Here is a 19,860-nt window from a genome sequence, read left to right on the forward strand (position 1 = left end):
TTACAAATCGAATGGCAAAAACCAAAACAACTTTTTTCTGTCAAAACTGTGGTGCGCAACACGCGCAATGGGTAGGGCAATGTGGCTCATGTAAAGAATGGAACACTATTGTTGAAGAAGTGATTCAAAAAGAAGAAAAAAGAAGTTGGAAATCGCCATCAAACACACAAAAAAGAATAGCGAAACCTTTACGAGTTGAAGATATTCAATTGAATCCAGAAGAGCGATTTGGCACCAAGAATCAAGAGTTAGACACTGTTTTAGGTGGCGGATTGGTGAAAGGAGCGGTAGTGTTATTAGGCGGAGAACCAGGAATTGGAAAATCTACGTTGTTGTTACAGATTGCTTTACAAATTCCACAAAAAGTGTTGTATGTTTCTGGGGAAGAAAGCCAGTCGCAGATTAAAATGAGAGCTGAGCGTATCGAAGGGAAAAATCCTAATTGTTTAATTCTTACAGAAACCAACACCCAACAGATTTTTAAAAATATAGAAGAGGTACAACCTGACGTATTGGTGATAGATTCTATCCAAACTTTACATACGGATACAATTGAAGCGTCACCAGGAAGTATTTCCCAAATACGAGAAACTTCCGCAGAATTGATAAAATTTGCAAAAGAAACGGCAACTCCAGTTTTGTTGATCGGACATATTAATAAAGAAGGACATATTGCGGGGCCTAAGATTTTAGAGCACATGGTGGATGTAGTGTTGCAATTTGAAGGAGATCGAAATCATACCTACCGAATTTTACGTTCACAAAAAAACCGTTTTGGTTCTACGGCTGAATTAGGGATTTATGAAATGTTATCGGATGGATTGCGAGAAGTATCGAACCCTTCAGAAATCTTAATTTCAAAAAAAGACGCTGATTTAAGTGGAACTGCAATTGCATCTACTTTAGAAGGAATTCGTCCGTTAATGATAGAAATTCAAGCGCTTGTTTCAACAGCGGTTTATGGAACTCCACAACGAACTACAACGGGTTACAACTTGAAGCGCTTGCACATGATTTTAGCTGTGTTAGAAAAACGTGCGGGATTCAAATTAGGAGCGAAAGATGTGTTTTTAAATGTTACCGGTGGAATTCATGTAGACGATCCAGCAATAGATTTAGCGGTAGTGGCAGCGATTTTATCATCAAATCAAGATCTAGCCATCAATCCAGATGTGTGTTTTGCAGCTGAAGTTGGTTTAGCAGGAGAAATTCGTCCTGTTTCTAAAATAGATCAACGAATTACCGAAGCTGAAAAGTTAGGGTATAAAACCTTTGTAACCTCAAAATACAACAAGATTACGAGCAAAAACCATTCTATAAAACTGATTTTAGTCAGTAAGATTGAAGAAGCTTTTGCAACTTTATTTGCGTAAATTTATTTAAATGTGAGTTAGATTGTTAAAATGTCACGTCGAGTGATTCCGATACTATATCGGAATTGTATCGAGACGTCATTAGTTGGTTCTCGATACACCTCCCTTTGGTCGATACTCGAACTGACAGCATTTTTGTATTGTTTATATTAAATTATTCTTTCTTTTTCTTTCCAAAAAGTCTGTTGAAAAATCCTTTAATTCCTTTTTCTCTGTAAGGAGGACAGTCGATTGAAGAAGAAATCTCTTCTGGAATATCGAAAGGAGTTAAATATTTATTTCTTAACTCAGGATTGTTTTCTATTTCTTTTAGAATGTTAGCTACAATAGGCAGTGCCAAAGAAGAACCAGAGCCATTTCCGCTAGTAAAATACACGTCATTTTTAGAAGTCCCAACCCAGGTTCCGAGAACAATATTTGGTGTGTATGCCATAAACCAAGCATTGGTGTAGTTTTGTGCGGTACCTGTTTTACTGGCTAACGGACTTTTAATTTTATACCTGTTTCTTATGCTAGCTCCTGTTCCTTGCTCTACAGCTTGTTGTAAAATAGTGGTTAAGGTTTGCGCGCCTTCTTTAGTAAATACTCTTTCTGCCTTTTGCTTTTCACTTTCGTAAATGATATTTCCTTCTTTATCGGTAATTTTATGAATCATGTACAAATCATTCATTTTACCTTTATTGGCAAAGGCACCGTAAGCTCTTGTGGCTTCAAATAGCGATAAATCTAACGTTCCTAAAGCAATAGAAGGAGCGTCGTCAGTAACTTCTGGGAATAGTAACTTTTTACAAGTGTCAATCAGCCACTCTTTTTCTAGTTTAAAGTATAGGTTTACACTAGGAATGTTCATAGACTTTATCAACGCATACCACATGGCAACTTTTTTATCAGGAGTTGAGCTATGGTCGGCATTTTTCGGTTCCCAATTATCGTATTCAGGATAGGTTTTTTCCTCGTTTTCAAAATAATCACACGGAGAAATTCTATTTTCTAGTGCTGTAGCGTATAAAAATGGTTTGAAGGCAGAGGCTATTTGACGGTGTGATAACACCATATCAAAAGGAAGTGTGTTAAAGTTATTTCCGCCAACCCAACTGATTACTGCGCCATTCTTCGGATTCGTAACTAATACAGAAGCATTTAGCATTTTATCATAATACCAAAGACTATCAATTTTATTACCAGTAATGGTTTTTGTGCTATCCCAATCAAAAAGTTGAATAGTTCTGTTTTGTTTATCTTTTTCTGTAAACTGCTGCTTTTTTAACCATCTATTTTTTAGTCTGTTTGAAGCTAGCTCCTTATTCAACTGTTGTTGCTTGATGATGAGTTGCTCTTTAGCAGATTTTTCTGCAATTTTTTGAATATCGTAATTCAGTGTTGTATGAATTTTTAATCCGTCGGTTTCTAAATTATAAGAAGTATTGGTGCTATCATTTATTTTTTTTACAATTTCTACTGCTTTTTTCTTCACTTGATAGGTAAAATAACCAGCGGTGGCATTTACATCAAGGTTTTTGTAGTTAAGTGTAATAGGTAGTTTTTGTAAACTGTCGGTAACTTTATTACTTAAATAGGTTTCGCTATTCATTAACTGAAGAACTGTATTGCGACGTTTTTTTGCGTTCTCTGGATTTAATCTTGGGTTGTAATAGGTGTTAGCTTTTAACATTCCTACCAATACGGCTGATTCCTCAATGTTTAATTCGCTAACTGATTTGTTAAAAAATCGATTAGCAGCCGATTCTATCCCAAAATTGTTTTCTCCAAAAGGAACCGAGTTTAAATACAATAACAAGATCTCATCTTTGCTGTACAGTTTCTCCATACGACTGGCAATGATGAGCTCCTTGATTTTGTTGATAGGCATGCTCAAAAAACCATGGTATTGCCTTCCGTATAGGTTTTTAATTAACTGTTGTGTAATGGTGCTTCCGCCACCACCTGAGGCGTCTTGTAGTAAAATACTTCTAAAGAAAACACGTGCATAGCTTTGACCATCGTAACCGTTATGTGAGTAAAACCGTTTATCTTCTGTAGCTATTAAAGCTTCTTTTAAATGATTTGGGATTTGTTCTAGTCGAACATTGGTTCTATTCTCAGCAAATATTTTCCCGATAATTACTTCGTCTGATGAATAAATTAAAGAAGCTTCTTCATTGATGATAGATGTCAATTCTTCTTTATTAGGGAGCTTCCCAAAGACTTCAAAATATACTAACGAAAATAATACTACTACTAAAAGAACTCCAAATAGTATTAATCCTGTAGCATATTTTAACAAAAGAGTTAATTTCTTATTTCCTTTAAGTTGAAGTTGTATTTCTTTCAATATTTTCATTGTACAAAATAACGAATTCTAGTTGGTGAAATTGTGAAGTTAAAAAAATAGATTCTTAAACTTTTGTGAAGCTAAAACTGCAGAACTACTAGTGAAATAGAAGAAGTTTTTATTCGTTTTGTTTTAGTTTTTTTTTTCTTTTCCAATAATTTTTAGATGCAGGAAGAGGTTCATTATTTGGTCCTTTTATAAACATAGGTGGGTTTTCAATTTTTTTATTTTGTTCCATATATTCCTTTAGACTAAACTGAATATCTATTATAGAGTCCGTTGTTTTTTTTAATAGCCATAATAAAACAAAGGAAATAGACAAGTCATTTTCTTTTGCTAAATCCTTTAATTCTTTGAAGTTTCTATTAAAAGAGTGAGAAGATATAATTTTTGTCTTAACTTTCTCTTTCATAACTTCAATTGATAAAGATGATTTTCTAATATCATTTCCATAATGTATTATGTTAGACCTGTGGTCATATAATCGTCCAACAAAGGTTCTGTCCAATTCATTTATTAGGTCGCTAAAATTTAAATTAGATAGTTCGCTTTTACCTCTCACTGACCTAGCTAATTGAGTCCATTTAAATTTATTGTCGCCTTTTAAGCTTAAAAAAACAACCAAATTGCTAACATAATCGAATGTAGATATGATGTGAAAAATAACACTATCAAATAAGGCTGAAATATCTAATTTACGTTGTTCGAAATGACTGTGGATGTTTATTCCTAAATTTTCTTCCGAGTATATTATTGATAACTCTTGGTCAAGTGAGTTAATAAGGTTTATCAGAATATTGATGTGTAGTTTGGTAGCTTTTAATCTGTATTGAATTTTATCGCGTAAAGCATATATTTTATTATCACTAAAATTTGAGTCTAAATAATATTTATAGTCCATTCCTATTGCAATCATATTGCTGTCAATAGATTGGAAATCAATAAGAATTTTTTTCATTTCCAGTTTTAAATCAACTATGTTTTTGTAAGGTCTTTTATTTTTCAATAAGATTTGGTATTTTTTGTATTTACTATAACCGTAGCTATTAATAACTGATCATGTAACATAGCGAAGTTATTAAAAAGAAAATCAGAATCAAATAAAAATTAATAATCAGTTTGCTGATAGAGAAAACTCCTCATAAATTATGAAGAGTTTTATGTTTATAGTGTTATTGATAACGGATATTGAATGAAGTCTTAAGGATAAGAGTTACTCAGTTGAATGAGATTTCTCGCTATCGCTCGAAATGACAGTTTTTATTGCTTGTTTTTAACAACACCCTCCACCGTCGTAATGATAGGTAGATTCTGAGAAAAATATATCGTCTCTTCCTAATGCTTTTAAAGCTGCGGCTGTTTTATCACAAATCGCTAAGGGTTGATTTTTTAATAAGGTATGTCCTGCGCCATCATCAAAATAGTCTTCATCACCAAAGTAAATGGCAGCTTTACCTGTAAATACACATGGACCATCAGCAGGCATTGGATCTTTAATCGCAGCTACTTCAATCGATTCGATATAAATCAATTCATCCGTAGGATAATTTTTGGGATCTAAAATTCTATATGGTTTACGCGCTCTTATTTCAATGGTTCCAAAACCAGCATCCGTCATCATTTTTACGTATTCTGTAATCGGTAAACTTCCGCTTAAACATAAGGCACGTAAACGTTCGTCATTACGCAAGGTTTCGTTCATGGGGTGCTCACACGTAGGGTCGCTCATAACCAAACGTCCGTGAGGCTTCAATACACGGTACATTTCAGCAATGGCTTTCTTTAGTTCTTCTGCTTTAAAAATGTTAAACAAACAGTTTTGAGCAGCCACATCAATCGAATTATCTTCTACAGGCAAGTGTAACGCATCTCCTTTTCGTAAATCGACAAACTCACTTTTGAACCAAGGATTTTGAGCTTCTGCTTCCACAAAATTTTTTCGAGAAGCCTCTAGCATTTCATCTACCACATCAATTCCAATCACTCCGTTTTTCTGACGTGAGAAATAAGAGAATTGTAACAATTCCATTCCGCCACCAACACCTACATATAATATTTTAGGATTGTTGGTTAAATCACGAGCATGTACGGTAGAACCACATCCGTAGTTCATTTCTTGCATGATTTTCGGAATTTTTAATCCTGGTAACTCCCAAATAGGGTTTGTTGTACAGCATAAACCAACATCAGGGGTTAACGCTGCTTCTTTGTATACATTTTTGGTGGTTTCTAAGTAACTCATATTTTTTAAGATTAAAGACCGCTACGCTGTTAGATAAAAGAATAAAGACTTGTGTTGTTTGTCTAGGTTCTTGATTCTAATAGTCTTACTTTATAATTTGTTTTGTTATTTCGAGCCTTTCGACTGCCGCTTAAGACATGCTAAAGCGAGAAACCTCAAGGTTGGATGCTACTTCCATTAAAAAGATTCCTTCACTATGTTCGGAATGATGTTATAATTCATTAATTAATTCTTTAAAAAGCGTGATCATTTTAGGTTCTGCTTTTCCAGCAACTTCAATAATTTCGCTAATATTTACAGGTTGTAAGTTTTTTGGGTCACACTCATCGGTTAATACCGAAACAGCGGCACACGGAATGTTGAGTTGTTTTGCTACGATAACTTCAGGAACAGTGCTCATTCCTACCGCATCTACTTCTAAAATTTGTAGCATTCTATATTCAGCTCTAGTTTCCAATTGCGGACCTACAACACTAGCATATACACCTTCTTTCAGGTCTATGTCGTTAGCTTTAGCAATAGCTTTCATTTTTGTGTTCAGTTTTTTTGAATATGGTTCTAACATATCGGCAAAAATATTTCCAAACTCATTAGCTCCTTTAAAGGCTAGGGGAGAACCACCTTGTAAATTCAAATGATCTTCAAGCAACATCAAATCTCCTTTTTTATAAGAAAGGTTGATAGCGCCTGCAGCATTAGAAACTAACAAAGTTCTAATACCTAGTGCGTGCATAGTTCTAATACCGTAGGTCACTTCCCATAGATTATACCCTTCGTACATATGAAAACGACCAGACATCACTACCACTTTTTTACCCGATAAGGTTCCGTAAATTAATTTTCCTGAATGAAATTCTACAGTTGCTTGTGGAAAGTGTGGAATGTCAGCATACGGTACTTCTTGTTCAATGGTTATTTCATCGACTAATTCCCCTAAACCTGTTCCTAAAACAATTCCTATTTCTGGGTTGGTAATTCCTTTGTGTTGAAGAAATTCTTGTGTTTCTTGTAGTTGTTGTTTTTTTAGCATTTTATATTGTGTTTGTCATTGCGAGCGATAGCGAAGCAATCTTTAAGTTATGACTTCGAGATAGGCAGGTTACTTCGTTCGTATACTCCCTTGTAATGACGGTTAGTTTAAAAATTGATTGAATACTGGGTTGTTTTTGATGTCGTCAAAAACATCTACATCATTTAAGGTTTCTAACAAATGTACTGATTCGTTTTGTAAATCGTTTAAGGTATCTTTTCTAACAGTTGAGGTTCCCCAGTCTTTATTTTGAAAAATATTAGCATGGAGTTTTTTCATGCCTAATAGGTAATAACCACCATCTTCTGCAGGCCCCATAACTACATCATTAGAATTCAATTTTTCAAAAGCTTCATTGATGTGTTCGGAAGTTAAATCAGGTAGATCACTACCAATAATTACAACTTTTTCATATCCAGTAGAAAATGCTTGTTGAAAAGCGTTGTGCATTCGTATACCCAAATCGTTTCCTTCTTGCAGGTGCTTTTGATATACTGGAGCATTCCAAATATCATTTTCACGAACTTTTACCGAGTAGTATACAGCTTTATCGCAAGTTAAATTTTGGGTAACTTGTTTTGTGTGTTCTAATAAGAATTTATAAATATCTAACGCAGCTTCGTCTCCAATTGTTTTAGCTAAACGTGTTTTTACTTTACCTAATTCTGGATTTCTGGTAAATATTAGAAGAAGATTTCTCGACTGCTCTCGAAATGACACTTCATTTTGATTATTCATATATTTTTTCTCCTTTGTGTAACCATTTACTCCATTCTTTATTGAAAGCATGGACTTTTTCTGTAGGTTTGTTTTGTAGGTTAACGATTGTGTTTCCTTGGTTTTTCCATTCGAAAATACCACCATATAGGTTAAAAATGTTGATAAAACCTTCTTTTTGTAGTTTTTCGGCAATGTCTTCTGAACGAATTCCTAAAGAACAATATACTACAATTTTGGTATTCTTGTTTTTAGGAAGTTTTGCTAAGGTGTTTTCTAAATTAAAAAGATCATAACCGACACAAATAGCATTTTTAAGATGACTGACTTTGAATTCTCTAGGTTCACGAGCGTCGAGTATAATTGTGTTGTCACCTTGAGCGGAGTCGAAAGGCTTTTCTTTTTGTAGTTCACTAACAGAAATATACGGAACACTTTCAGTATTATATTTTTTCAATAACTGTTCTAGGTTCTTTTGAGAAAAAGAATTTACGGATATTAATAATATGAGAAAGAAGAGGTTTTTCATATCTAAAAAACATTCACGGTGTTTGATAAAATCTATAGAGAATTAAAGTGATTATATCTCGATACAATTTTTCTTCCAAAATGTCAGAAAAACCACTCGATGTGACATTATTTTACTTTTACATAACTTCATTGTTTTATTAATTCATTGAGCTATGCTACGGTTCCTTGACAACTACTTCCTGCACCAGCGGTACAACCATAACAGTGTTGATTGATAATGATATTTCTGTTTTGTAATAATGCTTCGTTGTATTCAGAAATGTGCTGTGATTTGCTTGCTACTTTTAGATTTAGCATTTGATTGAAATCGCAATCATATAAATATCCGTCCCAACTTACCGATAGTGTGTTGGTACACATTACATTTTCTACTGCCATAGGATTGTAGGCTTCTACTAACGAATACATATAATCTTCATAATTTTCGGAAGCAATTAAGTAATCTAAAAATCGACTGATAGGTAAATTGGTAATAGCAAAAAGTGAATTGAAAATAATATCAAAATCTTCTTTCAAAGCTTTTTTAAAATCAGCTTCCAAAGCTGCTTGGTCTCCTGGTAAGAAAGCTCCTGATGGATTATAGACTAAATCTAGTTGTAAGCCAGTTCCTTCAATTCCATATCCCACAGCATTTAGCATTTTTAAAGCTTCAATAGATTTGTCGAAAACACCATCACCGCGTTGTTTGTCGGTTTTTCCACGAGTCCAGTGAGGCATAGAAGAAACTACATGTACATTGTGCTTTTTAAAAAACTCGGGTAAATCGTAATACTTTTTATTCGCTCTAATAATAGTTAAGTTAGAGCGCACAATAAAATCTTTAATTCCTGCTTTGGAAGCTTCTTCTACAAACCATCGAAAATTCGGATTCATTTCAGGAGCTCCACCCGTTAAATCCAGGGTGTGTGCTCCAGTTTTTCGAATCACATCTAAACATTGCTCCATGGTTTCTGTGGTCATAATTTCTTTTCGGTCAGGACCAGCATCAACATGGCAATGTGCACAAACTTGATTACACATGTACCCTAAATTAATTTGAAGAATTTCTAATTTTTTAGGACGTAATGGAAACTGATTGGTCTCTTTGAGTTTTTTGGCAAACGTAGGTAATTCACCATCAGCAAAAATTCCGTTTGAGATGATTTCAAGCTGGCGTTGCGTATTAGCTAAATCGTTGTTTCTAGATTTTAAAGATTTTTTCATTATCCTTTCTATAAAGCTGAAATAAGGTCAGCTTCTCATCTTTTTTAGTGTTTAATATCCTTCGACTAGTTCCTAATGTAGTTTCAATCAAAATACACTTTGATTGAAACTAATGCTCGGGATAAGCGATTCACATAATTTTGATTTTCAAAATTAGTTTTCTGCTTACATTTCTAATTTATTGACTTTATTCATCATTTGAACCCCGTGTACTAAAGTTGCTCCACTTTTAATGGCAGCTCCTACATGAATGGCTTCCATCATTTCCTCTTTAGTAATACCTCGTTGTAATCCGTCTTTAGTGTATGCATCAATACAATAAGGGCATTGTTCAGTATGTGCAACAGCTAAAGCGATTAAGCTTTTTTCACGTGCGGTTAGAGCTCCTTCTTCAAAGACTTTTCCGTAATAATCAAAGAACTTGTTTCCTAATTCTTCACTCCATTCTGTTATTTTGCTAAACTTTCGTAAGTCAGCTGGATCGTAGTATGTTTTTGACATGTTATTTCATTTCTATTAAAAAAGTAAAAATACCAAATTGTTTTCACTGCTGTTTTACAAAAGGGTAATGAGATTATTTTCCATTTAAAGACCAATCGTATTTTAAATAACTAACCTTTGCTTTTTGATTAATTTTTACATTTGAGTATTGATTCAGAAAATTGATTAAGTCTCCTTTTTTTGTGAAATCTCCTTGAAACCATTCGAATATTTTAGATAATTGGATGTTATTTTCTGAGATTTTATTTCTTGAAGAATCATTGATAAACTTTTTCATTAAAAGAGTAGTTTTTGATTCATAATTTTTTTCTGTGAAGGCATAATTTGGTAATTGAGGACAAGAGCCTGATGCGCAGTTTACAGCGACATGAATTTTTGGGTCGTTATATTTTTTACGTAAAATTTCATGTTCAATTTGATTTAAGGTATAGGTTTTACCGCCAACTTTAGCAAAAGGAATACTCCATGCGTCTTTACCTTTCTTTTTAATATTCATAATGCTTTTAAGAGGATAATTGTCCAAAATTAGTTGAATGGTGTACGCATTATATGCGTTTGCCCAAAAGGCTTTAGCTTTTGAAGCTGACCAAGATTTTTGAGGTTTTATGTTTGCTAACTCATTTAAATAAGCTTGAAGTTTAGCTTTGTCTTGTTTAAACCCTTTGTAGTTAACGCTTCCTTTTGTATTTACATGTTTTTTTAGTAACGCATCAAAAGTGTTGGTTTGAGCAGTAGAATTTAAGAAGAAAGCTAAACTTAACAGTAAAAATATATTTCGCATGATTTTCGATTTTAAAGTTTAGACGTAGGTTTTGAGGGAACATTACAGAGGATGTTTTTAAAAGTTTGATACAAAAAAAGCCTTAACAAATAAATGTTAAGGCTTTTGTACTGAAGGCGGGACTTGAACCCGCACGGGCATTACGGCCCATTGGATTTTAAGTCCAACGTGTCTACCAATTCCACCACTTCAGCGTATGTGCTTGCTTTGTTAATGACTACTTTTAAAATGAAACCTCACTCATATAAGTGAGGTTTCTTGGTACTGAAGGCGGGACTTGAACCCGCACGAGCATTACGGCTCATTGGATTTTAAGTCCAACGTGTCTACCAATTCCACCACTTCAGCATACTCTTTTATAAAAAGGATTGAGCGAAAGACGGGATTTGAACCCGCGACCCTCACCTTGGCAAGGTGATGCTCTACCCCTGAGCTACTTTCGCGTAGTCATTTTTTATTTTAATGAACGTGCATTACTGCGAATGCGGGTGCAAATATAACACCATTTTTTTAATTACAAAGCAGTTTTCATTTTTTTTTAATTTTAATTCCAATAAAATTTTATGGTTGTTCAATAAGAATGGAATATCTTTGCAGAAATTTTTTAAAATTAGAAGTGGATTCTGTTTCATCTGTACATACTAAAACTTCCATAAAATCAATAGTTAAAGACTTTAAACAGTTAACGAAAGTTGGGTTGTCTATTAGTGTGGTTTTTACTTCTATCACTGGATATTTATTAGGGGCAGAATCGATTAATTACACTACAATAATTTTATTAGCTTTAGGAGGATATTTAATGGTTGGAGCGTCAAATGCTTTTAACCAAGTAATAGAAAAGGATATTGACGCCGTAATGCAACGTACTAAAAACCGTCCTTTACCTTCTGGAAGAATGTCAGCAACTGTAGCTTTAATTATTGCTACACTATTTACTGTTGCTGGTATTGCTATATTATACGTAATCGATCCTAAATGTGCCTTATTTGGCGCAATTTCTATCTTTTTATATACTAGTGCTTACACACCGTTAAAAGCTCTAACACCTTTGGCTGTTTTTGTAGGGGCTATTCCTGGGGCTATTCCTTTTATGTTAGGTTGGGTAGCTGCAACAGGAAAATTTGGTATAGAAGCAGGGTTTTTATTTATGATTCAGTTTTTTTGGCAATTTCCACACTTTTGGGCTATTGGGTGGCTTCAGTTTGAGGAGTACAATAAAGCAGGGTTGCATATGCTTCCAATGGATAAGAAAGACAAAGGAGCTGTTGTTCAGATTATCTTTTATACATGTATTATGATTTTAATGTCGATTGCGCCTGTATTAAAGGTGACGGGAGATTTTTATATATATCCTATAACAGCAGTAATTATTTTATTATTAGGAGTGTTGATGTTGTATTACGCGATACAGTTATACAAAACAGAAAAAAATACAGATGCTCGTAAGTTAATGTTAGCGAGTGTTTTTTACATTACAATTGTACCCATTATTTATGTGGTAGATAAATTTTTACACTAATGAGTGAACAAACGTTACAAGAAGAGTTAAAAGTAGCAAAACGTAAATCGGCAAAACCTATGTTGTGGATTTCCATGATTAGTATGGTAATGTTTTTTGCAGGGTTAACAAGTGCTTATGTTGTTAGTATGAACCGTGAAGATTGGGTGACGTTTGATTTACCTCAAGCTTTTTACATAAGTACTGTATTAATAGTGTTGAGTAGTGTTACGCTGTTTTTTTCTCAAAAACTATTAAAAAAAGATAATATACAAGCTTCGTTTACTTTATTACTAATTACTTTAGTCTTAGGGTTAGGTTTTGTATGGTATCAATATGTAGGGTTTAACGAGCTAAAAGCTGTAGGGCTTTACTTTACAGGTCCTGAAAGCACAGTGTCTACATCATTTATTATAGGAATTACGTTTATGCATGTTTTACACCTATTAGCGGGTGTAATAGTGCTTTTTGTCGTTATTTATAATCATTTTAAAAAGAAGTATTCTTCAGCTGATATGCTTGGATTTGAACTAGGTGCAATCTTTTGGCATTTCGTTGATGTGCTATGGATTTATCTATTTTTCTTTTTCTATTTTATTAGATGATGAAAAATGCGTAATTTTGGCGCACTGATTTAACAAAAATTAACAATAAGAGATTTATGGGAGCAAATATTGCTGTAAATTCTGACAACAAAGAGACCTGGGGCGGAGGTGGTGTAAAACCATTTGGAGCTAGTTATGGTAAAATGATGATGTGGTTTTTCATCGTATCAGATGCATTAACTTTTTCGGGCTTTTTAGCAGCGTATGGTTTAACACGTTTTAAATTTATTGATTCTTGGCCTATTGCTGATGAGGTATTTACACACTTTCCTGGATTACACGGTGTACATGCACCGATGTACTATGTAGCATTAATGACATTTATTTTAATTGTATCGTCGGTAACAATGGTGTTAGCTGTAGATGCAGGTCATAAAATGCAAAAGAAAAAAGTAGCTTGGTATATGTTTGCTACTATCGTTTTTGGTATTATTTTCGTTGGGTCACAGGCTTGGGAATGGAAAAACTTTATTAATGGTTCTTATGGAGCTGTAAAGTCTGCAGATAATCATATTTTACAGTTTGTAAAAGATGGTCATCAAATTGCATTAGCAGATTTTGTTCATAACGATAGAAAAGATGAAAGAATACAACACACCAGAGAAAATGGTTTATGGTTTCAAAATGAAGCAACTATTTCTCAGTATTCAGTAGCTCAGGTACAAGAAGCTTTTAAAGCAGATCCATCTTTATTAATAAGAATTGAAAAAATTAATCCTGAAACGAAACAAAAAATTGTTTTGTCAAGAGAAGAAAGTATTGCAAAGTTAGCTACAGCTACAAAAGTTGTTGAAGGTGCTAACTTAATAGAAAATGAGTATGGAAATCCTATCTTTGCTGATTTCTTTTTCTTTATTACAGGATTTCACGGATTTCACGTATTTTCAGGTATTATTTTAAATATCATTATTTTCTTTAACGTTGTATTAGGTACTTACGAACGTAGAGGACACTACGAAATGGTTGAGAAGGTAGGTTTATATTGGCACTTTGTAGATTTAGTTTGGGTATTTGTATTTACTTTCTTCTACTTAGTATAATTAAAAAAACAATAGTAAAAATGGGTCACGCACACGAATCAAATACAAAAAGAATTTGGGTTGTTTTAGCAATCTTAACAATAGTTACAACAGTAGAGGTAGTATTAGGTATTATTAAACCAGCATCTTTACACCTACATGGTTGGGGTACTAGTTGGTTAAACTGGATATTTATAATATTAACAATCGTAAAAGCATACTATATAGCATGGGCTTTTATGCATTTAGAAGGAGAAAAGCCATGGCTTAGGCGTTCTATAGTTTGGACGGGAGTTTTCTTAATTTGCTATTTAGTTACACTCGTTTTAATTGAAGGTGATTACTTATTTGAAACATTATCACCATTAGTAAAATGGTAATCGTATAAAAACAGTTAAAAGGTGGTGTAAACCACCTTTTTTTTATATAAGAACATTAAAAAATGAATAAAACGAAAAGAAACATAGTGTTATTTGTACTGTTTATTGTGCCGCTATTGTTTTATATATTTTTGTCATTAGGAATTAATAACTTTGCTAAGTTACCTGTACTAACAGAAAATGTAATTGATGTCTCGTCAATTAGTAATAAAGATCAGTTTGATAAGAGAATATCAATAGTTACCTTTATAGGAAGTAATGTACAAGACGCAAAAGGAGAATTATTTAATCTCAATGAAAAAATCTATAAACCATTTTATGGATTCAAAGACTTTCAGCTAGTTGTTATTGCTTCTAAAGAAGCAAAAGAAGAAGTAGAAAAACTTCAGAAGGAAATAGGAGTTTATACCAATATGATAAAATGGAACTTTATCTTTGCTAGTGATGCTGAAATTGAGGTACTGTATGATAGCTTTAAAACAAACCAATCATTAGATAGAAATTTACATTCTTCAAAAGCTTTTATAATTGATAAAAATGGGAGCTTAAGAGGCAGAACAGATGATGAAGATAGTTTAGGAGGAAAGTTGTTTGGTTATAATATGAAGTCTGTAGCTGAATTAAACAATAAAATGAAAGATGATGTTAAGGTAGTATTGGCTGAATATCGTTTGGCATTAAAAAAGAATAACGCAGATAGAGAAATTTAAGGAAGACTCACATGAAAAAACAAAATTATTCATACATAGGTATTTCACTAATAGTATTGCTTTTTGGTATTTATGCAATTCCTAAGATTATAGCACATTTTCAAACAGCAAATCTGCATAAATTTAATAAAGTACCCGACTTCGAATTTATCAATCAAGACGGTGAAACAATCACCAATAAGGACTACGAAGGAAAAGTATATGTAGTTGAGTTCTTTTTTGCCACTTGTCCTACTATCTGTCCTTTAATGAATGCACAAATGGTAGAAATTCAAAATGAATTTATGGGGAATCCTAATTTTGGTATAGCATCATTTTCAATTACTCCAGAAATTGACACACCACACCAATTGAAAGAATATGCTAAGAATAATGGTATAAACCATAGAAACTGGCATTTACTTACTGGAAAACCAGAGGATATTGTATATAATTTGTCAAATGAAGGTTTTAAGCTGTATGCAGGGAAAGGAGAAGCTAGCCATGGTGGATTTGAACATTCTGGTTTGTTTGCATTAGTAGATAAAGATGGATATATCCGTTCAAGATATGATGAACATGGAAATCCAATTATGTATTACAGAGCCTTAGATGAACATAATTTCGGAAACCAAATTAGTGAGTTAAAAGAAGATATTAAGTTATTACTGAAAGAGTAACATGAGTGCAACAGAAGAAAAAAAATATAAAAAATTTATTACTATAGTTTCTATCGTAATCCCTATAGCAGTAGCTGCTCTATTTGGAATTAAAATACCTAATGTAGAACCATTGTCTTTTTTACCGCCTATTTATGCTAGTATAAATGGTTTTACGGCTATGTTGCTCGTCGCTTCAGTAGTTGCAATCAAAAACGGAAAAATAAAATTACATGAACAGCTAAATACCACAGCTATTGTTTGTTCAGCACTATTCTTAGTGATGTATGTAGCATATCACATGACTTCAGATTCTACTAAATTTGGAGGAGAAGGAATAATTAAATATGTGTATTTTTTCATCTTAATTACTCATATATTATTGTCAATAATCATTATTCCATTTGTATTGATAACTTTTATGAGGGCTCGTTTGGGTAATTTTCCTGAACATAAAAAAATAGCAAAAATTACATTTCCCTTATGGTTATATGTAGCGGTTACTGGAGTAGTTGTTTATTTAATGATATCACCTTATTATGTTTAAAAAGATTATATTTTTAATATTACTTGGTTTTTCTTTCAATACTTCAGCACAATGTGCAATGTGTAAGGCAGTGATAGAAGGAGGAAATGAAACTATTGCTGAAGGAGTAAATAATGGAATAACTTATTTAATGGTGTTTCCATATATATTAGTCGGACTTTTATTTTACTTTATTTATCGTCACAAAAAGAAAGCAAAAAATTAGTTTTCCTAAAAATCAAGAATTTTTTGTAACATTTTTTTGTTTTAATCGTCACATAGTAGCAATAAATAAAATAACTTACCATATTTACATATTAAGTTATAAAATTGTTTGCTAGCTTTTGTAATTAATAGAAAAGCGATATATTTCTACTTTTAGAAATATCAACTAACTGAGTTTAAATAAAAAATATTGATCTTTTGAAAACTAAAATTGCATTATTTGCAGCTATTTTTACTTCTGTAGCTGTTTTTTCACAAAAACAATGGACACTTAAAGAGTGTGTAGATTACGCATTAAAAAATAATATAACAGTTAAGCAAAACCGCTTAAATATTGAGATTGCTGAAGCAGATGTTAAAAGTAATAAAGCTAATTTTTTACCAAGTATAAATGCTTCAACATCAGGAAACCTTTCTACTGGGTCTTCATTTGACCCTGTATCTCAAAACAGAACAGAAAATACAACCCTATTTGGAGGGGCGTTAGGTGTAAATGCTAGTTATACGGTTTTTAATGGTTTTAAAAACTTAAATCAAAAAAAGCAAGCAGTATTAGGAGTAGAAGGGAGTAAACTAGATTTAGCCAAAGTAGAAAATGATATTTCACTTAATGTAGTTAATGAGTATTTAAATGTATTATTTGCTAAAGAAAATTTATCAGTAGCTAAGGTGCAAGCAGAAATCAGTAAAAAGCAAATTGAAAGAGCAAGAGCTCAGTTTGAAGGAGGAGTAATACCCAAAGGAGATTTATTAAACGTTGAATCTACGGCTGCAAATGATGTTCAAAATGTAGTACTACAAGAAAATACTTTGAGTATAGCTTTACTAAGATTAAGTCAATTATTACAAATTCCTTCCAAAGATTTTAATGTAGCAGATATTGAAGTAGGGTCTCCTTCAGCAGCATTATTATATGATAACGCAAATGTGGTATATGAAAAAGCATTAACTGTTTGGCCAGATATAGAAAGAGCTAAATTAGATGTTGAAAGCACTAAATTAGGTGTTGAAATTGCTAAATCAGGATATTATCCTACTATCAATGCTTCTTTAGGAGCCAACACAAATTATAGGTATTTTTTAGATCCTTCAGCTCCAGCAGGTAGGCTTTTAGATCAGTTAGATGGTAATTTAGGTTTTAGCCTAGGATTTAGCGTTAATATTCCAATTTTTAATGGGTTTAGAAATGATGCTAATGTTGAACGATCTATTGTAAATAATTCAATTAGTGAATTTAGATTGGAAAGTCAAAAATTACAGTTGCAACAAGAAATTGAAAGAGCTTTTTTAGATGCTAAAGCAGCTGCTAAAACATATGAAGCAGCACAAGTATCATTAGAGGCTCAAAAAGAAGCCTTTAAAAATGCACAAGTTAGTTATGACTATGGATCAATGACTCAATTTGATTTTGATCAAGTACGTAATCGATTAGTAAATGCAGAAGGAGCAATGATTAGGGCTAAATATGATTATGTATTTAAAACGAAAGTATTGAAATTTTATTACGGGGAGTCAATTGTTGACTAACTAAGAAAAATTTATTTATTGTTGAAAAAGCCTTGTTAGAATTTTACTAATGAGGTTTTTCTTTATAATGTATCTTTGCCAAAAATAAATTTTCAGATTTGGCAACAATCTTACACATAGAAACAGCAACAAAAAACTGTTCGGTTAGCGTAGCAATAAAAGGAGAGCTTTTAGCTTTACAAGAGTTAAATGATGGAAATTATTCACATGCTGAAAAGCTGCATCCATTTATTCAACAAGTAATGAAAAAAGCAAAGCTTTCTTTTAATGATATTGATGCTGTTGCAGTAAGTAAAGGTCCTGGTTCTTATACAGGACTACGTATTGGAGTGTCAGCAGCAAAAGGATTATGTTTTGCTTTTGACAAGCCTTTAATATCTATTGAAACATTACAATCATTAGCTCATAAAGTTTCTGTAAAGGAAGGAGTTGTTGTCCCGATGTTAGACGCACGTCGTATGGAAGTATATGCAGCTGTATATAATTCTAAATACGAACAGGTAAGAGATATAAAAGCAGAAATCATAAATGAAAGTTCTTTTGAAGAATATTTATCTAAAGGGAAGGTATACTTTATAGGTGATGGAGCAGAAAAGTGTAAAGGAGTAATTGTGAACGAAAATGCAGTTTTTATTGATGGAGAGTTTCCTTCTGCAAAAGAAATGGTTCAGTTAAGTTTAGATAAGTACAAAAAAAACGACATCGAAGATGTCGCTTATTTTGAACCTTTTTATTTAAAAGATTTTGTAGTTACGCCTGAAAAAAAACGTTAACCCTCTTTGTGGATTTCTACTGAGTGAGGGTAAGGAATTTCAATTCCAGCATTATCTAAGGCTATTTTTGTGTTTTCAGTTACATCAAAGTATACAGCCCAATAATCTTCTGTTTTAGACCAAGGTCTCACAGCAAAATTTACAGAACTATCTGCCAATTCAGATACATTTACTGTAGGAGCAGGGTCTTTTAATACTTTTGGGTGCGAGGTAATAACATTCATTAATATTTCTTTGGTTTGTTTAATATCAGCATCGTAAGAAACACCAAAGGTTAAATCTACTCTACGTGTACCTTCGGCAGAGTAATTAACAATGTTTCCATTAGATAAAGAACCATTAGGTATAATTATTTCTTTGTTAGATAAGCCCGTAAGCTTGGTAGTAAATATTTCTATTTCTTTTACAACACCAATTTCACCTTGAGCCTCTATTAAATCTCCAATCTTAAAAGGTTTAAAAAGCATAATTAAAACACCGCCAGCAAAATTACCTAAAGAACCTTGTAAAGCAAGACCAACAGCCAAACCAGCTGAGGCTAAAATAGCAGCAAAAGATGTGGTTTCAACACCCAATTTTGCTATTACTGTGATTATTAAAAGGATTTTTAAAGTCCAATGTAGTAAATTAATTAAGAACTTTTGTAGCGTAATGTCTACTTCTCTTTTAATCATTATTTTTCTTGTAGCTTTAAGTAGTAGTCCAATAATGTAAGAACCTACAATGTAAATAATAATAGCCATAATCGCTTTCGGAGCGTATGTCATTATTAAATCTTGAAATTTTTCAAAATACTTTTCCATTTTTATGGTAAATTTTAGTTGTTAATAAATGATTTTTAATAAGTAGCGGTTAGATTTTTATAGTATTAAACTGATTAAACCTAATAAAGCAGGAATAGACTGAATGACAAAAATACGAGGTTTTTTTGTAGAAAAAGAACCATAAAGACCAGCAATAAAAACACAAATCAAGAAAAATATTCCCACATCAATTTTTTGTGATAAAATAGACCAAGTTAAACCAGCTGCAAGAAAACCGTTGTATAACCCTTGATTAGCGGCTAATACTTTTGTTTCCTCAGCAAAATCTTTTGATTTTAAACCAAAGGTTTTTATTCCTTTAGGTTTGGTCCATAAAAGCATCTCTAGTACAAGAATATATAAATGAATAATAGCTACTAGAGTTAAAAGAGAATATTGTATAATGTTCATGATAATTAATAAAGATGAAATATGCTGCTCGAGCA

Annotated in this window: 22 protein-coding genes and 3 tRNA genes; 11 read left to right on the plus strand and 14 right to left on the minus strand. The window is 32.6% G+C overall.

From position 1 onward, the window contains the following. The first annotated feature begins 11 nt into the window (after positions 1-11). Positions 12-1,373, plus strand: coding sequence for a DNA repair protein RadA (gene radA, locus ACXIHB_RS11415; protein ID WP_047788221.1), 1,362 nt, complete (start codon positions 12-14; stop codon positions 1,371-1,373). A 154-nt stretch (positions 1,374-1,527) separates the two neighbouring features. Here the strand turns inward: radA and ACXIHB_RS11420 are convergent, their stop codons facing one another. From ACXIHB_RS11420 to ACXIHB_RS11475, 12 genes are all read right to left on the minus strand, one after another. After that, positions 1,528-3,714: a transglycosylase domain-containing protein gene (locus tag ACXIHB_RS11420; protein WP_462098280.1), complete on the minus strand. Its 2,187-nt coding sequence runs from the start codon at positions 3,712-3,714 to the stop codon at positions 1,528-1,530. Positions 3,715-3,823: 109 nt separating this feature from the next. After that, positions 3,824-4,711, minus strand: coding sequence for a hypothetical protein (locus ACXIHB_RS11425; protein ID WP_462098281.1), 888 nt, complete (start codon positions 4,709-4,711; stop codon positions 3,824-3,826). Positions 4,712-4,978: 267 nt separating this feature from the next. Further along, positions 4,979-5,947: an arsenosugar biosynthesis arsenite methyltransferase ArsM gene (arsM, locus tag ACXIHB_RS11430; protein ID WP_462098282.1), complete on the minus strand. Its 969-nt coding sequence runs from the start codon at positions 5,945-5,947 to the stop codon at positions 4,979-4,981. Positions 5,948-6,158: 211 nt separating this feature from the next. Next, positions 6,159-6,977, minus strand: coding sequence for a purine-nucleoside phosphorylase (locus ACXIHB_RS11435; protein ID WP_462098283.1), 819 nt, complete (start codon positions 6,975-6,977; stop codon positions 6,159-6,161). Positions 6,978-7,079: 102 nt separating this feature from the next. Next, positions 7,080-7,715 (minus strand): TIGR04282 family arsenosugar biosynthesis glycosyltransferase, encoded by a 636-nt coding sequence (locus tag ACXIHB_RS11440; protein WP_462098284.1) that lies wholly within the window; start codon positions 7,713-7,715, stop codon positions 7,080-7,082. Next, entirely contained in the window at positions 7,708-8,223 is a 516-nt protein-coding gene (locus ACXIHB_RS11445) for a rhodanese-like domain-containing protein (RefSeq protein WP_047788227.1), read from the minus strand. Before ACXIHB_RS11445 ends, ACXIHB_RS11440 begins: the two co-directional genes overlap by 8 nt. A gap of 152 nt (positions 8,224-8,375) precedes the next feature. Further along, positions 8,376-9,431: an arsenosugar biosynthesis radical SAM (seleno)protein ArsS gene (gene arsS / locus ACXIHB_RS11450; protein ID WP_253055792.1), complete on the minus strand. Its 1,056-nt coding sequence runs from the start codon at positions 9,429-9,431 to the stop codon at positions 8,376-8,378. 162 nt (positions 9,432-9,593) lie between these two features. Beyond that, positions 9,594-9,929: an arsenosugar biosynthesis-associated peroxidase-like protein gene (locus ACXIHB_RS11455; protein WP_047788229.1), complete on the minus strand. Its 336-nt coding sequence runs from the start codon at positions 9,927-9,929 to the stop codon at positions 9,594-9,596. Between the two features lie 73 nt (positions 9,930-10,002). Further along, positions 10,003-10,710: a DUF547 domain-containing protein gene (locus ACXIHB_RS11460; RefSeq protein WP_462098285.1), complete on the minus strand. Its 708-nt coding sequence runs from the start codon at positions 10,708-10,710 to the stop codon at positions 10,003-10,005. A 108-nt stretch (positions 10,711-10,818) separates the two neighbouring features. After that, positions 10,819-10,904, minus strand: a tRNA-Leu gene (locus ACXIHB_RS11465). Between the two features lie 65 nt (positions 10,905-10,969). Then, positions 10,970-11,058: transfer RNA gene (locus tag ACXIHB_RS11470), tRNA-Leu, on the minus strand. A 23-nt stretch (positions 11,059-11,081) separates the two neighbouring features. After that, positions 11,082-11,153 (minus strand) — tRNA-Gly (locus ACXIHB_RS11475). 137 nt (positions 11,154-11,290) lie between these two features. Between ACXIHB_RS11475 and cyoE the strand changes: the two genes are divergently transcribed. From cyoE to tsaB, 10 genes are all read left to right on the plus strand, one after another. Further along, positions 11,291-12,229, plus strand: coding sequence for a heme o synthase (gene cyoE / locus ACXIHB_RS11480; protein ID WP_462098286.1), 939 nt, complete (start codon positions 11,291-11,293; stop codon positions 12,227-12,229). Next, positions 12,229-12,813 carry a cytochrome c oxidase subunit 3 gene (locus tag ACXIHB_RS11485; RefSeq protein ID WP_047788232.1) on the plus strand — a complete coding sequence of 195 codons (585 nt, stop codon included), beginning with the start codon at positions 12,229-12,231 and terminating at the stop codon, positions 12,811-12,813. The genes cyoE and ACXIHB_RS11485 overlap by 1 nt, the downstream gene beginning before the upstream one ends. A 56-nt stretch (positions 12,814-12,869) precedes the next feature. Beyond that, positions 12,870-13,853 carry a cytochrome c oxidase subunit 3 gene (locus ACXIHB_RS11490; RefSeq protein WP_047788233.1) on the plus strand — a complete coding sequence of 328 codons (984 nt, stop codon included), beginning with the start codon at positions 12,870-12,872 and terminating at the stop codon, positions 13,851-13,853. Between the two features lie 20 nt (positions 13,854-13,873). Further along, a complete protein-coding gene (locus ACXIHB_RS11495) occupies positions 13,874-14,212 on the plus strand; it encodes a cytochrome C oxidase subunit IV family protein (RefSeq protein WP_047788234.1) in 339 nt (112 codons plus the stop codon). 62 nt (positions 14,213-14,274) lie between these two features. Continuing rightward, a complete protein-coding gene (locus tag ACXIHB_RS11500) occupies positions 14,275-14,922 on the plus strand; it encodes a hypothetical protein (RefSeq protein WP_462098287.1) in 648 nt (215 codons plus the stop codon). An 11-nt stretch (positions 14,923-14,933) separates the two neighbouring features. After that, on the plus strand, positions 14,934-15,581 hold the full coding sequence (locus tag ACXIHB_RS11505) for an SCO family protein (RefSeq protein WP_047788236.1): 648 nt from the start codon (positions 14,934-14,936) through the stop codon (positions 15,579-15,581). A 1-nt stretch (position 15,582) separates the two neighbouring features. Beyond that, positions 15,583-16,107, plus strand: coding sequence for a DUF420 domain-containing protein (locus tag ACXIHB_RS11510; RefSeq protein ID WP_047788237.1), 525 nt, complete (start codon positions 15,583-15,585; stop codon positions 16,105-16,107). Beyond that, positions 16,100-16,312 (plus strand): hypothetical protein, encoded by a 213-nt coding sequence (locus tag ACXIHB_RS11515; RefSeq protein ID WP_047788238.1) that lies wholly within the window; start codon positions 16,100-16,102, stop codon positions 16,310-16,312. Before ACXIHB_RS11510 ends, ACXIHB_RS11515 begins: the two co-directional genes overlap by 8 nt. 197 nt (positions 16,313-16,509) lie before the next feature. After that, positions 16,510-17,838: a TolC family protein gene (locus ACXIHB_RS11520; protein ID WP_047788239.1), complete on the plus strand. Its 1,329-nt coding sequence runs from the start codon at positions 16,510-16,512 to the stop codon at positions 17,836-17,838. 98 nt (positions 17,839-17,936) lie between these two features. Then, positions 17,937-18,611: a tRNA (adenosine(37)-N6)-threonylcarbamoyltransferase complex dimerization subunit type 1 TsaB gene (gene tsaB, locus ACXIHB_RS11525; protein WP_047788240.1), complete on the plus strand. Its 675-nt coding sequence runs from the start codon at positions 17,937-17,939 to the stop codon at positions 18,609-18,611. Here the strand turns inward: tsaB and ACXIHB_RS11530 are convergent. Together ACXIHB_RS11530 and ACXIHB_RS11535 are read right to left on the minus strand one after the other, a co-directional pair. Further along, the gene (locus ACXIHB_RS11530) at positions 18,608-19,414 is read right to left on the minus strand and encodes a mechanosensitive ion channel family protein (protein WP_462098288.1); all 807 of its coding nucleotides are present in this window, start codon (positions 19,412-19,414) and stop codon (positions 18,608-18,610) included. The genes tsaB and ACXIHB_RS11530 overlap by 4 nt on opposite strands. A 57-nt stretch (positions 19,415-19,471) precedes the next feature. Further along, a complete protein-coding gene (locus tag ACXIHB_RS11535; RefSeq protein WP_047788242.1) occupies positions 19,472-19,825 on the minus strand; it encodes a DUF1304 domain-containing protein in 354 nt (117 codons plus the stop codon). Positions 19,826-19,860: the final 35 nt, after the last annotated feature.

The organism is Tenacibaculum sp. IMCC1 (assembly GCF_054906355.1).

Bases quoted from the DNA above. Each gene is read 5' to 3' on its own strand.
- ACXIHB_RS11485 (WP_047788232.1), top strand. From the start codon at position 12,229: ATGAGTGAACAAACGTTACAAGAAGAGTTAAAAGTAGCAAAACGTAAA.
- radA (WP_047788221.1), top strand. From the start codon at position 12: ATGGCAAAAACCAAAACAACTTTTTTCTGTCAAAACTGTGGTGCGCAA.
- ACXIHB_RS11510 (WP_047788237.1), top strand. From the start codon at position 15,583: ATGAGTGCAACAGAAGAAAAAAAATATAAAAAATTTATTACTATAGTT.
- ACXIHB_RS11440 (WP_462098284.1), bottom strand. From the start codon at position 7,715: ATGAATAATCAAAATGAAGTGTCATTTCGAGAGCAGTCGAGAAATCTT.
- ACXIHB_RS11500 (WP_462098287.1), top strand. From the start codon at position 14,275: ATGAATAAAACGAAAAGAAACATAGTGTTATTTGTACTGTTTATTGTG.
- arsM (WP_462098282.1), bottom strand. From the start codon at position 5,947: ATGAGTTACTTAGAAACCACCAAAAATGTATACAAAGAAGCAGCGTTA.
- ACXIHB_RS11535 (WP_047788242.1), bottom strand. From the start codon at position 19,825: ATGAACATTATACAATATTCTCTTTTAACTCTAGTAGCTATTATTCAT.
- ACXIHB_RS11495 (WP_047788234.1), top strand. From the start codon at position 13,874: ATGGGTCACGCACACGAATCAAATACAAAAAGAATTTGGGTTGTTTTA.
- ACXIHB_RS11515 (WP_047788238.1), top strand. From the start codon at position 16,100: ATGTTTAAAAAGATTATATTTTTAATATTACTTGGTTTTTCTTTCAAT.
- ACXIHB_RS11420 (WP_462098280.1), bottom strand. From the start codon at position 3,714: ATGAAAATATTGAAAGAAATACAACTTCAACTTAAAGGAAATAAGAAA.
- ACXIHB_RS11455 (WP_047788229.1), bottom strand. From the start codon at position 9,929: ATGTCAAAAACATACTACGATCCAGCTGACTTACGAAAGTTTAGCAAA.
- ACXIHB_RS11490 (WP_047788233.1), top strand. From the start codon at position 12,870: ATGGGAGCAAATATTGCTGTAAATTCTGACAACAAAGAGACCTGGGGC.
- cyoE (WP_462098286.1), top strand. From the start codon at position 11,291: ATGGAATATCTTTGCAGAAATTTTTTAAAATTAGAAGTGGATTCTGTT.
- ACXIHB_RS11505 (WP_047788236.1), top strand. From the start codon at position 14,934: ATGAAAAAACAAAATTATTCATACATAGGTATTTCACTAATAGTATTG.
- ACXIHB_RS11435 (WP_462098283.1), bottom strand. From the start codon at position 6,977: ATGCTAAAAAAACAACAACTACAAGAAACACAAGAATTTCTTCAACAC.
- ACXIHB_RS11530 (WP_462098288.1), bottom strand. From the start codon at position 19,414: ATGGAAAAGTATTTTGAAAAATTTCAAGATTTAATAATGACATACGCT.
- ACXIHB_RS11460 (WP_462098285.1), bottom strand. From the start codon at position 10,710: ATGCGAAATATATTTTTACTGTTAAGTTTAGCTTTCTTCTTAAATTCT.
- ACXIHB_RS11445 (WP_047788227.1), bottom strand. From the start codon at position 8,223: ATGAAAAACCTCTTCTTTCTCATATTATTAATATCCGTAAATTCTTTT.